At 43.9% G+C, this 12,577-nt stretch carries 13 protein-coding genes; 10 read left to right on the top strand and 3 right to left on the bottom strand.

The window, feature by feature from the left end; genetic code table 11:
* Positions 1–89: 89 nt before the first annotated feature.
* Complete coding sequence (locus FC82_RS05910) at positions 90–647, bottom strand: YbhB/YbcL family Raf kinase inhibitor-like protein (protein ID WP_056996469.1); 558 nt, start codon at positions 645–647, stop codon at positions 90–92.
* 710 nt (positions 648–1,357) lie between these two features.
* Entirely contained in the window at positions 1,358–2,368 is a 1,011-nt protein-coding gene (gene gap / locus FC82_RS05905) for a type I glyceraldehyde-3-phosphate dehydrogenase (RefSeq protein WP_056996468.1), read from the bottom strand.
* Positions 2,369–2,762: 394 nt separating this feature from the next.
* Between gap and FC82_RS05900 the strand changes: the two genes are divergently transcribed.
* Both FC82_RS05900 and FC82_RS05895 read left to right on the top strand, forming a co-directional pair.
* Positions 2,763–3,194, top strand: coding sequence for a CopY/TcrY family copper transport repressor (locus tag FC82_RS05900; protein ID WP_054762708.1), 432 nt, complete (start codon positions 2,763–2,765; stop codon positions 3,192–3,194).
* 399 nt (positions 3,195–3,593) lie between these two features.
* Positions 3,594–4,532 carry an Ig-like domain-containing protein gene (locus FC82_RS05895; RefSeq protein WP_056996467.1) on the top strand — a complete coding sequence of 313 codons (939 nt, stop codon included), beginning with the start codon at positions 3,594–3,596 and terminating at the stop codon, positions 4,530–4,532.
* A gap of 315 nt (positions 4,533–4,847) precedes the next feature.
* Here the strand turns inward: FC82_RS05895 and FC82_RS05890 are convergent, their stop codons facing one another.
* On the bottom strand, positions 4,848–5,195 hold the full coding sequence (locus FC82_RS05890) for a hypothetical protein (RefSeq protein WP_054762716.1): 348 nt from the start codon (positions 5,193–5,195) through the stop codon (positions 4,848–4,850).
* A gap of 169 nt (positions 5,196–5,364) precedes the next feature.
* On the opposite strand from FC82_RS05890, the gene FC82_RS05885 reads away from it, so the two are divergent.
* The 8 genes from FC82_RS05885 (at position 5,365) to FC82_RS05855 (ending at position 12,458) form a co-directional block, all read left to right on the top strand.
* Entirely contained in the window at positions 5,365–6,348 is a 984-nt protein-coding gene (locus tag FC82_RS05885; protein ID WP_054762718.1) for an ROK family protein, read from the top strand.
* A gap of 391 nt (positions 6,349–6,739) precedes the next feature.
* Complete coding sequence (locus FC82_RS05880) at positions 6,740–7,513, top strand: tyrosine-protein phosphatase (protein ID WP_175279898.1); 774 nt, start codon at positions 6,740–6,742, stop codon at positions 7,511–7,513.
* Positions 7,514–7,918: 405 nt separating this feature from the next.
* A complete protein-coding gene (locus tag FC82_RS05875) occupies positions 7,919–8,935 on the top strand; it encodes an LCP family protein (RefSeq protein WP_056996470.1) in 1,017 nt (338 codons plus the stop codon).
* 227 nt (positions 8,936–9,162) lie between these two features.
* The gene (locus FC82_RS17140) at positions 9,163–9,525 is read left to right on the top strand and encodes a YveK family protein (protein ID WP_235809186.1); all 363 of its coding nucleotides are present in this window, start codon (positions 9,163–9,165) and stop codon (positions 9,523–9,525) included.
* Complete coding sequence (locus FC82_RS17135) at positions 9,525–10,025, top strand: YveK family protein (RefSeq protein WP_235809185.1); 501 nt, start codon at positions 9,525–9,527, stop codon at positions 10,023–10,025. The genes FC82_RS17140 and FC82_RS17135 overlap by 1 nt, the downstream gene beginning before the upstream one ends.
* 13 nt (positions 10,026–10,038) lie before the next feature.
* Positions 10,039–10,761 carry a CpsD/CapB family tyrosine-protein kinase gene (locus FC82_RS05865; RefSeq protein WP_054762722.1) on the top strand — a complete coding sequence of 241 codons (723 nt, stop codon included), beginning with the start codon at positions 10,039–10,041 and terminating at the stop codon, positions 10,759–10,761.
* Between the two features lie 75 nt (positions 10,762–10,836).
* Positions 10,837–11,796, top strand: coding sequence for an NAD-dependent epimerase/dehydratase family protein (locus FC82_RS05860; protein WP_056996466.1), 960 nt, complete (start codon positions 10,837–10,839; stop codon positions 11,794–11,796).
* Between the two features lie 104 nt (positions 11,797–11,900).
* Positions 11,901–12,458, top strand: a complete 558-nt coding sequence (locus FC82_RS05855; RefSeq protein WP_268873497.1) for a sugar transferase — start codon at positions 11,901–11,903, stop codon at positions 12,456–12,458.
* The last annotated feature ends 119 nt before the right edge of the window (positions 12,459–12,577 follow it).

Genomic DNA, 12,577 nt, shown 5'->3' with positions numbered 1-12,577 from the left:
ATAATCATCAGATGAATTATTGTATTTCATCTGACAACCATAAAGGGATTATCGCACAGCGTACGCTTCAGGACGCTGGGCCTTTTAAGTTATTTCTCGACTGGGATCTTCCGCTCGTATGGGAAATTCTGGGCGGCGTGATCAACCACCAAGCCGTCAAGCTTGTTCATGACATCGGCCAGATCGAACGCGCCTTGATCAAAGCCCATTGCCTCTTTCAAGGCATAGACGTTCATTCGGTAGTTATGGGTACCAAATCGTGGCCGCGGGCCGGTATAGTGGGTTTCTAGATTTACATGGTTATCATAGGTGTCCCACTCTGGGTCGGTACGTTGTTTCATGGCGGAGTGATTACTATTGAAGCCCTGGGGTGCAAGTGTCGTTTGGCTAAAATCAGCTGGGAAGTCTACGGTGTCGCCTGTAACGGGGACGTCAGTGAGGACCCAGTGGATGTAGGTAAAGCCAAACAGTTTAATGGTATCAAAGTCCTGTAGTGTCACTGCAAGATACTTGGTACCGGCTGGAATGTCAGTTACACCGAAGGGAAATGAGTAGGGGTTAATCCCATGGGTGATCTGTGATGGTGCAGCATTGCAGCCGTATTCGTCTGGGATGGTAAAGGTGGTAGTAGGGCTGGTGATTTTCATTTTTGGGTCTCCTTATTGGTTGGTGGCACCATTATACCTTATACACAGTATTAGTAAAGTGTCTGGAAACGAAACCTCGTTATCTTTAATAGGTTCGTTTGTCATTGAGCACAGTAATGAATCGCTATAGAATGGTTAACCCGATTTATTGTAAATATTTCCAGTAATTTTGCGTGCTGATGCGAAGGATGCAGGTGCAAGCATTGCGCTTCAGTGGCAATCAGCCGACAGATGGGCGTGATGGGGTCAGCAACCAGTTTGCAACCAGGCGGCAGGTACCGCGTGGACTACTGCGATTAGTTGAGATAGAAAGTGTTTGTAGGAAAACAGAATCAACGTTCAAGACAATGCTTGGAAGCACAATGCCTTCGGACTGAGATGATCCGGGTGAATGGTGTTTTTGGGTATAGTTAAGCTGGTTAACGGTGTGATTGATTATCGACTTGACCTTACAGGCGAAACACTAACACTTTTTAATAAAATGAGGTCCCGACTTTTAACGCACCCTCGTTTTATTAACGTAGTCAGCATACGGCATTCGTTTACTAGGTAAACTGACCCAGCAAATATGGTTCCTCAATACTGGCTCATAAAAACCTTGGGGATAACCATAAGCCAGCACAAAAAGCGCCGTACTAAACAAAAAGGCAATCACCAACCGGCGATTGCCTGCAATCATTCAAATCAAAATACAATCAGTCAAAGCGCATCTACTTTTCAGCAAACGCCTTAGCAGTCCGTACCATGTTGGATACGAACCCGTATTCATTGTCGAACCAAGTAGCGGTCTTGACCACCTGGAAGTCGCCGTTTGTGGTGACTTCGGTCAAAGTTGGGTCAAACACGCCGCCGTGGGTGTCGCCAATGATGTCAGATGAAACAATGCTGTCTTCGTTCCAGCCGAAGGAGTCGTTGTCTTCCGTGTGCGGTTTAATGGCATCGTTGACTTGGTCAGCGGTGACGCCCTTAGTACCCAGCACAGAAACAAGTTCGCAAACGGACCCATCGATAACGGCAACCCGTTGTGCGTGGCCTTGAAGATGGCCGTCCAGTTCTGGAATAACTAAGCCGATGGCCTTAGCAGCCCCAGTTGAATGAGGGATGGTGTTGGACGAAGCTGTCCGGTTAGGCCGCAGCTTCTTGCCCTTAGGACCATCGAGAATCATTTGGGAGCTGGTGAAGGCGTGGATGACGGTCATGGTGCCGACTTCCAAGCCGAAATGCTTGTTTAAGAAGTACGCCATTGGTGCCAACGCGTTGGTGGTGCAAGAACCAGCCGAAATAATCTGGTCGTCTGCGGTGATGGTGTCATCGTTGACGCCGTAAACAATGGTCTTGATCGGGCCGGCTGGGGCGGAGATCAGCACCTTTTTAGCACCGGCGTCCAGGTGGGCCTGAGACTTTTCAGCACTGGTGTAGAACCCGGTACATTCAAGGACGATTTCAACACCGTTTTCCTTGACCCAAGGAATGTTGGCGGCATCCCGTTCAGCGTACACACGGAACTGCTGGCCGTCGATGACTAGGGAGTCATCGGTGGCGGAAACGTCGTACGGCGCGGTGCCGTGGGTGGAGTCATACTTGAACAGATAAGCTAACATGGATGGGGTGGTCAGATCATTGATGGCAACCACTTCAATGTCCGGATCCTTGAGTTCAAGGATCCGTCGCAACACTAACCGACCGATTCGACCGAAACCGTTAATACCTACTTTAACCATATGAATATCTCCTCCTTGTGAGTGCTCGGGGTGATTTCCCTTAACTGTCATTATACGAATAAATGCATTGCACACAAGGCATTAGCTCACCTAAATGAGAAATTGGTAAGCATGCGTCACATTGATAAACATCTGTTTAAGAACCTGCTAAACGATATTGGTATACTCCATCAACAATAGCTGATAATGATGGCTATCGTTTCCCTAGGTCGCAGGGTTTTCAGTTTGGAACCACATGATTTCACAAGCTTCCGAAACCGGCAGCCATACCAAATAGACACAAAATGCGGTACACTAGTTTGTAGACAAAGACAGGAAAACTGTTCTGTTGACAATTGTAAACGAAAGGCGTTACACTACGTATAATTATTAAACCGAAACGGAGGATCCAACCATGGACGAAACGAAAGTAGCAGAAATTTCACCCGCTGAATGGGAAGTCATGCGCATTGTTTGGACTAAGAATGGTGCGTACAGCCGTGATCTCATTGATATGCTGCAGGACAAACGGCAGTGGTCCGCTTCCACCGTCAAAACGTTGTTACGACGCCTTGTGAACAAAGGCATGCTGGAAACGACCCGCGAAGACCGGCGTTTCAAGTACAACGCCACCGTTTCCGAGTCCACCGCGATGAACACGACAGCTGAACAGTTGTTTGATAACCTCTGTGCGATGAAGCGGGGAACGACCTTGCTGGATCTGGTGGCGAACACCACTTTAAGTCAGGGAGATATTGCGGCGTTGCAGGCAAAACTCGCTGAGAAGGCTAAGAGTGCGCCAGAGCATATTGAGTGTGATTGCTTGCCGGATGATTGCGAGTGTTAACACTTATTAGAGATACAAATACTGTGCTTTATTCTGATTGTTGACAACCGACCAAGTCGCAAACGACTTTGATGGAAAAATAGATACCTTGCATACCCAATTATTCAAAACGGTACATTAAATCGTTTCAACCTTACTGACATCAAATTTGGTCACTCACGGATTGTTGCCCAGCTTGTTGTGCCTAAATGGATATTTTTTGTATCTCAATATTGCAAAATCAGACGCTGACCGAAAAAAGGTCGGCGTCTTTTATTTATCTTTGTTTTAATGTACATTAATTAAAAGTTATATCATTATTAACAATATTGTGAGAATTGTGACAAAACGATAGCCAGTCAAAACGCTTTCAGGTAAACTAATAAAGTTCCAAAAAATTGATACACAGGGAGTATTGACATGAATAAAGGGATTTTGATACCAGCCGTTGCGGCGGTATTTGCACTTAGCAGTTTGCCAGCGCAGGCGAAGGTGAAATCTGTGGCTGCTAAGATTGTTACACCGACCAGCGCCAGTAAGGTGTTGACTGGGAAGGCGACACCAGGGGCAAAAGTGAAGGTCACAAGATATAAAATCTTATATGGTAGTGGAACAGTTAACAAGAAAGGGCGAGTTAGAGTTTCACTCAAATATAAACTTAAAGTTGGCGCGCATTATCGCGTCACGGTTAGTAAAAAAGGGTATCATTCAATAAAAATGTATGTGGGGATTCCCCGAAAAACCACTAATAACACAGTTGATTCATCGAGTAAGCAAGAAACTCAGAATGTGATCTCTAACCCAACCACAACCAAAACCACTGAATTACCAACAAGTGTTCAGCCAACAAGTGGAGATACGGTTAAAATTCGACAAGCAAAAGAAAACTATAAAGCTGTCAGTGTGAAGGTTGCTGCGCTACAGACTGAAATAGCACAACTTGAGCAACAGATGGACAAAGTCGACAAAGAAAGTATTCAAATGCAGGATGATGTTATAGACTATTGGCTAAACTATGTTGAAAACAAGAACAAAATGCCTAGTTTAGATACCATCCAGAATAGAGTTAAGGCACTTCAAGTGGCGGTGGTTACTGCAAAGACTGCAGAAGAAAAAACAAACGCTGAATATGCACTATCTCTAGAGGAAGAAAATTTTTCCAATACTCTCCAAGTAATGCAAGATGAGATTGCTGCAATCAAACGAGTTAACCATGATCCACAACATTATCAGGACTTAATTAATGAAAAAAATCAAGAGTTTACTGCTTTGACTCAACAGCGGGATGCATTAAATACCCAATTAACAAGTCTTCAAAGTATGAAAGACACTTTACTGACCACAATTTTGACAAACTGAGACGATTCGTGTGAATCATTTCTACGAATCAATGTTTTTAGAGTAGTAAGTTCTTAGTTTCAGAAATGATTTCATTTTGAACGAAATTTCGTTAGGAACTAATATCCCGCCGTATTAATATGTAATTGTATGTTCAAAATATGTACACATAATGGAGCTGATAATATACTATCAGCTCCATTTGTTGTAGACTGCATTAGAGAAAGTAAAACTTAGAATAATTTTTTTTGTCACGAAGATTAAAAATTTTGAATAATGTGCCAATAGATTCAGATCAGTAAAGGACACGCATACGGTGAGTCGACTCGCTACCTATTACTGCCTCATCCACCCGCTTCCAGTCCGCTGAACCATCCAAAACTGCTTCCGATTATTCACCATCCCGCGCCCAGCAACGTTCCAGTCCCATTCAAGCCCGCCGCTTTGAACAACAATGGCGGTGCCAACTTTCAACCGCTTCTTAGCAATCGGCTTCTGCAGACTATCCGGTACCAGCCCGCTGAATTTCAGCGCAGTCACTGGTTTGCGCACATGCATGTGGCGGGGGTGCCACCAGTAGTGGGAGGTGAGACCGGGCAGGGCTTTGGCGTGGCCGATCACCGGGACACTGACGCCGAGGGTGACCGCAGCGAGCCCCACAATTACGATTCTGTTCATCTTCATCACACCCACCTCCTTATTGCTGTTATTATACCCGCTAATTTGCCGCCCGACTTGCTGAAAGCTCGTCAGGCGGTTTTTAAGTTGCCGGTGATTCGCGGGATAAATGCATTATAATGGAAAGAAACTGTAACCGCTTAACAGCGCGAATAAAAGGATAAGGTGAGGAATCATGTACATTGGGGCAGACATGGGTGGCACGTTCATTAAATTGGGCTTGCTGACGGATGACTTACGGCCGGTGGCACGACTGAAGGTGCCAACTGAATCGATGACCAGCAGCGGGGTGGTTATGAAAAATTTACTGGCGGGTCTCCATCGCTTGATGACCGAGAACCAAGTAACGCCAAACGATATCCAAGCAATCGGCCTCGGTGTGCCTGGACAAATGGATATCCAGCACGGTCTCTCCATTGCTTCACCTAATTTCAGCAACTGGGCCAACGTGCCAGTCGTGACCACGGTCCAGCAAGCCTTTCACATCCCAACTTTCATGGACAACGACGTGCGGGTGAACCTATATGGCGAATGGCAGTTCGGCGCTGGTCGCGGCAAACAGGACGTCCTCATGGTGACGCTGGGCACTGGCTTGGGGGCAGCGATGATCACAAATGGGCGAATGATGTATGGCACCACCAACAGTGCGGTGGAACTGGGCCACATGAACATGGTGCGACACGGTGGCCGGCCCTGTGCTTGTGGCAGCAGCGGTTGTTTTGGCCGCTACGTGTCGGCACGTGGCATGGTGGCGACCGTCAGCGACCATCTCCAGCGGGGCGAGAAGAGTATCGTTTCCCAGTGGACGGCTGGTGATCTCAGCAGCCTGACCGCTGAACAGATCTCGACTGGGTACGACAAGCATGATGCGGTTTGCATTGAAACAATGCGAGAGACGTCGGAGATGCTGGGATTTGGGCTGGCCAACGCCATCAACCTGTACAATCCGGCGCGCGTGATCATCGGCGGCGGGGTAGCGCAGGCTGGCGAGCGGTTGCTGGGACCGGCGCGGGCGATTGTTGCCCACCATGCACTAAAGGTGGCCCGCGAGGCTTGCGATGTGGTGCCGGCAGAGTTGGGACCGTGGGCTGGGATGACTGGGGCTGCGGTGTATGCGCAGGTGAGGGCAGTTCAACAGGCGGGTGGCGCTGATAACTAGCTTGATTCGTTGTCACTAGGTTGTCACTAGATTGAAGTGTTCTGAAATATTATTCATCCCGATAATGCGCTACGAAGTCAGGGTCACTTATATGGATCCAAGGCGAAGAAGATAGTTGCTTAACTTAAGATTTATCGATGACCTTAGTGCACTAGCGAACGGCACTATTGAAACGTTGAAAATCTGCTTGATCGTTGCCAGGTTAGGATGACCCTTTGAAGCTTGTGTGGTAAGCTAATCATACAGAAAAAGGACACATTGGTGTTAAATTGACTGTTAACAAATTACCAGTAACCAACGGCGCTGCCGAACCGACAAACTAAGCCTTGCTGTCACGCCGACCGCTCATAACAGTCAATGGTTAAACCCTAAGTTTGAAAGGATGATTGATTTGATTGACCTTCATTGTCACTTGCTGCCAGGTATCGATGACGGCTCTAAGGATATGTCGACCTCATTGCGGTTAGCAACGCAGGCGGTTGAGAACGGCGTGGACTACGCACTATTGACCCCGCACCATATGAACGGGGTGTACGTGAACCATCGTGAGGATGTGATTCGGATGACCACAGAGTTTCAGCAGGCGCTCAAGCAGAACAATATCGCTTTGACTGTGTTTCCTGGTCAGGAGGTGCGCATCAACGGTGACCTGCTGACGGCGCTGGATCAAAACGATATTTTGTTTGCGGATGAATCGAACCACTACCTCATGTTGGAGTTTCCGGATGATGATGTACCGGCCTATACCAATGATATGATTTATCAGCTGCAACAGCGGGGAATCATTCCCGTTATCGTGCATCCTGAGCGTAATACGAAAATCATGAGGCACCCAGAATTAATCCTGAATCTGTTAGAAAAAGGATGCTTATCGCAAGTCACGGCCAGCAGTTATGTTGGCACGTTCGGGAGCAAGGTACAGACCTTCAGCGCGCAATTGATTGCGGCTGGACAGGGGTACTTGTTTGCCTCTGACGCCCACGATTTGCCGGGGCGCAAGTATGAAATGCGCGAAGCGTTCGCGAAACTTCGCGGTGATTTAGGTGATGCGTTGGCGGATGAATTTGAGGAGAACGCTAAGTCGATCATTAACGGCGACCCAGTCCTGCCGCATCAGTTGCGGCCAATTAAGCCGAACAAAAAGAAACGATTTGGCTTGTTTTAACGTTGTAAATGCCGTAAACGGATATTAATCGACATTATTGAATAATAACTAAAATGTTTTGATTGGTATGCTTAGTCAGTTATCAGCTGATTAGGCATTTTTTATAACCAACAAATCGTGGCGGTAGTGTCCGTAAAAAACTGTCAGTTATGACAATACAGCCTGATAAATGAAGTGACTTACTTTAACAAAATACGAATAAGATTGTGTGCAATTAAACGCTTTATTCGTGAATTGGTACATAACTAATACTTTTTATAATCTATCAAAATCTAAAAATATTTTAGAGATATTTAACAAATTGACTTGACGTTGTTGGAAAATGATGGAAAAATGGACTAGTATTTAAGTATTATTTAAGAAGTGGCCTATATTTAATATTGGGGGCACTGAGGAGTGAAAACTGTGGATACAGATAAATCCGAAAATGAATTAGATCATCGCCCATATGACCACCGACATCACCACCACCACCATCATCATCGACGCCGAAAAATCATTTGGCGAACGATACTCGGTGTGTTTATCGCTCTAATTGTGGTAAGTGCTGCATACGCGATGTACGGTTGGCATAAACTTTCACAGACATCGAAGGTCATTTACAATTCCTCCGGTGCACCAAAGCTTCGAAGCGCCAGCAATGTAATCGGCAAGAACAAGCCGGTTTCAATTCTGTTATTGGGAACGGACACTGGCGCAATGGGACGAAGTTATAAGGGTCGGACGGATACCATCATGATCATGACGATTAATCCAAAGACCAATAAGACCACGATGATGAGTTTACCGCGTGACATGAAAGTCAACTTGCCTGGCTTTTCGCAGTACTCACCGGCAAAGGTCAATGCCGCTTATACATATGGTGGCACGAAGGAAACGATTGAAACACTTCAGGACTACTTTAAAGTACCAATTGACTACTATTTGTTAGTCAATATGGGTGGTCTGAAGAAATCCATTAATGCCGTGGGGGGCGTTAATGTACAATCACCACTGTCGTTTACGTACGAAGGGTACACATTCAAGAAGGGCACGACTTATCACATGGATGGTAAAAAAGCGCTGGCCTTCTCAAGAATGAGGTATGATGATCCGCAAGGCGATTACGGTCGTCAAACGCGGCAACGCATAGTGATTTCGGCGCTGCTTCATAAATCAGTTTCCTACAAGACAGTTTTGAATAGTGACTTCTTAGTTTCTATTTCAGACGAAATGAAAACTGATTTAACACGTTCAGACATGGTGAAACTAGCATTGAACTATCGTAAAGCAGGAAAAAATGTAACATCGGATCATGCACAAGGTGTAGGCAAAGAAATCGGCGGACAAGACTTTGAAGTCGTGTCCAAGACGGAACAGCAACGCGTATCAAACAAGTTGCGGAATAGCTTAGGCTTGAAGCATGTGACGGTGTCAGAATAATTGACAGCGAATCGGGGGATTGAAAAATTCTCCGATTTTTTTCGACCAAATTAAAGGCTTTGCGTAGTTACTGGTATCCCGGCAAAAAAATGATTTGGTTTATGGGCAATTGTTCTTGTGATTCGTTAATTGGAATGGAATGGATCGATGAAGGGCTTTAGTTCTTTACGATTACTAGAATATTTGGAAAATGGTGGAAAAATCAGATTTAAAGTCGGAGGAAGCGTATGGAAAGCACCTTAGATTTACGACAGATGTTTGGCATTTTGCGAAAACATTTACGTTTTATTATTTTATGTACGATTGGGTTTTCAGTTATTGCGTTTGGAGTTGCTGAGCTCGTGATAACACCAAAGTATACGTCTACAGCACAGATTTTGGTGAATCGTAAAAGTGATAGCAGTGTTGCTGGTGCGGAATATCAGGACCAGCAGGCTGACGTACAGATGATCAGCACTTATAAGGATCTCATCACTAATGAAGTTATTTTGAAGCAAGTTAAACATAACTTGGCTAATCCAGAGAAGGTGGTACGGAAAGCTCAAAAGGCAGTTTACAAAAAAATCCTTATACGGGCAAGAAAAAGTTAGTGAAGGCTGCTAAGCCAGCTGTGATTGAATCAACTGGGAATTCGTACGATATTTCGGTTGATGATTTGAAGAACTCGATTTCAATTTCAAACCAACAGAACTCGCAAGTGTTTGCACTCAGCGTGGAAAGTACAGATCCGCAGGAAGCGGCTGTGATTGCGAACGAAACAGCTAGTGTGTTCAAGTCCAAAATCAAAAGCATTATGAGTGTTAACAATGTAACAATCGTGTCAAAGGCTGTTGCCGATAATGACAAAACGTCACCAAAGACAACATTGATTACGTTAGCAGGTTTAGTGTTGGGATTCTTGGCTGGGATTGGATATGCCTTTATTAAAGAACTGACTGACACCACGGTTAAGGATGATGATTTCTTGACTGAAACGCTCGGTTTAACAAACTTGGGTCACATAGCAAGCATTCGCACTAAAAAAACTAAGTCCTCCTTAGAATCTTCCAAAGAGAATGAAAAACGGTCAAGACGTAGGGTACGGATATAAGAGGGTGAAAACTATGGCATTATTTAGGCGAAAGAAGAAGCAATCAGATGATTCAATAATTAATGGCGTTAAATTGGTGACCGCAGTGGAACCCAAAAACGTTGTCTCAGAACAGTTTCGAACCGTACGGACCAACATTGATTTTTCATCGGTGGATAAGCAGATCAAAACGCTATTATTTACTTCCTCAGGAATGAGTGAAGGAAAATCGACGGTTTCTGCAAACACAGCAGTAACTTGGGCACAGCAAGGAAAGAAAATATTATTCATTGATGCTGACTTAAGACGGCCCAGCGTTCAATCCTCCTTTGACTTGGTTAACGGACGCGGTTTGTCGTCAGTCTTATCCAATAACCTTGATTTTCATGAAGTAACTCAACAAACAGCAATCGATAATTTGGAAGTCATCACAAGCGGTCCAATTCCACCAAATCCGGCCGAGTTACTTAATTCAAACCGGATGAAACGACTTTTAGACAGTGTTGAAGCTGAATATGATCTGGTATTGCTGGACGTTCCGCCGTTACTGTCAGTTACTGATACGCAAGTTTTGGCTGCTAGAGTTGATGGTGTTGTACTTGTTGTGCGTCAGGGTGTTGCTCAGAAGACTGCTATTACTCGGGCCGTTGAGTTGTTGCAGATGGTACATGCTAATTTGCTTGGGTATGTACTGAACGATATGGTACCTAGAGATGGATATGGGTACGGATATGGATACGGATACGGTCATGAATAGAGAAATTAGGGTTCGAAAATTTATTCAGTTTCTGACAAGGTTGAAAAGTTTAGTTGAGGATTAGGAAGATGAAAATTGAGTAAAGTATTAGTGACTGGTGGAGCCGGATTTATTGGTTCAAACTTAGTAGATAGATTAATAGAAGATAATGATCAAGTAGTTGTTGTTGATGATTTGTCGATGGGACTTAAAAGTAACCTGCAAACATCTAGCCACTTAAAGTTTTATGAGCACAGTATAACTGATCATGAATTCATAAAAAATTTATTAATGACGGAAGACTTTGATTATATATACCTGTTAGCTGCAGTAGCCAGTGTGGCTGACTCGGTTGCGCGTCCATACGAAACGCATCAAATTAATCAAGAAGCGAACATCTTTATTTTAGAAATAATTCGAAAAAAGAAACTGCAGGTTAAGAAAATTTTATATACTTCTTCAGCAGCAGTGTACGGTAATGTCCAAGATTTACCAAAGTATGAGACATCTTTAGTTGACCCATTGACTCCATATGCAATTGATAAATTTGCAACTGAACGTTTCGTAATTGACTACGGCAAGCTTTATGATATTCCAACAGTGGCCGTTCGGTTTTTTAATGTGTATGGCCCTCGACAAAATCCTAAATCGCCTTATTCGGGAGTTCTATCACTGGTTACACAATCAGTTTTGCATCGATCTACGTTTACTATTTTTGGCGACGGTGAACAAACAAGAGATTATGTCTATATTCAAGATGTTATCCAGGCGCTATATCTGCTAACAAAGGAGAGTGATGTTGTCCATCAAGTTTTTAATGTTGGTGCTGGTACGCATACAAGTTTAAATCAGGTAATTCAGACATATGAATCAATAACACAACGAGAATTGAAAGTTGTACACAAAAAAGAGCGTCCAGGTGATATTAGGAATTCTTTCGCGAATATCGACAAGTTGCGCAAGATTGGTTACCAACCACGCTTTGATATCGCAGATGGATTAAAAGAGTATTGGAAATCATTTGTTAGGGGAGACCAGACATGGAAAATCATGTAACTCATTTAGGAGTCGCTAGTAAAGTAGATGACTTTTTATCAGACCAATGATTTATAGAAAAACTTGACAAGCCTGTTCATTGTAATTATTTACTGTTAAAACGTTTGTTGGATATTATTTTTTCAACGTTATTACTAATTCCAGGGGGTGTTATGATTTTTATTTTCATGATACTTGTCAAAATAGAAACACCTGGTAAGGCTTTCTACTGTCAGGAGCGTGTGGGTTTAATGGGTGAAAAAATCACGGTTATCAAATTACGATCCATGTATAGTAATGTGGAAGAGAAAACCGGAGCAATGTGGGCACAAAAAGAAGACTCACGAGTCACGAGAGTGGGACGCTTTATGCGAAAAACACGTATTGACGAATTACCACAACTACTTCTTGTTTTCAAAGGGGATATGAGTTTAATTGGTCCGCGCCCGGAACGACCTGTTTTTACAAAACAATTTAGTGAAAATGTAGCAGGTTTTGAGCAACGCTTATTAGTGAAGCCTGGGCTTAGTGGTTATGCCCAAGTTCATGGTGGTTATGATGATACTCCGGCCGAAAAGTTAAAAAATGATATGTATTATATTCACAATATCAGTTTTACTACAGACTTATTGATTTTTTTTGATACCATTCGCGTGGTAATTACTGGAGACGGTTCTAGATGAAAATAGCTGATTTTAGTGTTTTAATGTCCGTTTATTATAAAGAAAAACCACAGTATTTAAAAAAACCTCAATTGTCAAGTTAAGTGCAACACTAATGGCCTATTCTTATAATTGGTCTA

Origin of the sequence: Secundilactobacillus collinoides DSM 20515 = JCM 1123, from assembly GCF_001435975.1 — a bacterium.
In the GTDB taxonomy this organism is placed as follows: domain Bacteria; phylum Bacillota; class Bacilli; order Lactobacillales; family Lactobacillaceae; genus Secundilactobacillus; species Secundilactobacillus collinoides.
Note: the sequence above shows the minus strand (reverse complement) of the source record. Positions and strands in the feature narration are given on the sequence as shown.

What these genes read in the sequence shown, in the direction of transcription:
- FC82_RS17140 (WP_235809186.1), top strand. Translation starts at nt 9,163, where the DNA reads ATGGAAAGCACCTTAGATTTACGACAGATGTTTGGCATTTTGCGAAAA.
- FC82_RS05900 (WP_054762708.1), top strand. Translation starts at nt 2,763, where the DNA reads ATGGACGAAACGAAAGTAGCAGAAATTTCACCCGCTGAATGGGAAGTC.
- FC82_RS05865 (WP_054762722.1), top strand. Translation starts at nt 10,039, where the DNA reads ATGGCATTATTTAGGCGAAAGAAGAAGCAATCAGATGATTCAATAATT.
- FC82_RS05910 (WP_056996469.1), bottom strand. Translation starts at nt 647, where the DNA reads ATGAAAATCACCAGCCCTACTACCACCTTTACCATCCCAGACGAATAC.
- FC82_RS05885 (WP_054762718.1), top strand. Translation starts at nt 5,365, where the DNA reads ATGTACATTGGGGCAGACATGGGTGGCACGTTCATTAAATTGGGCTTG.
- gap (WP_056996468.1), bottom strand. Translation starts at nt 2,368, where the DNA reads ATGGTTAAAGTAGGTATTAACGGTTTCGGTCGAATCGGTCGGTTAGTG.
- FC82_RS05890 (WP_054762716.1), bottom strand. Translation starts at nt 5,195, where the DNA reads ATGAAGATGAACAGAATCGTAATTGTGGGGCTCGCTGCGGTCACCCTC.
- FC82_RS05895 (WP_056996467.1), top strand. Translation starts at nt 3,594, where the DNA reads ATGAATAAAGGGATTTTGATACCAGCCGTTGCGGCGGTATTTGCACTT.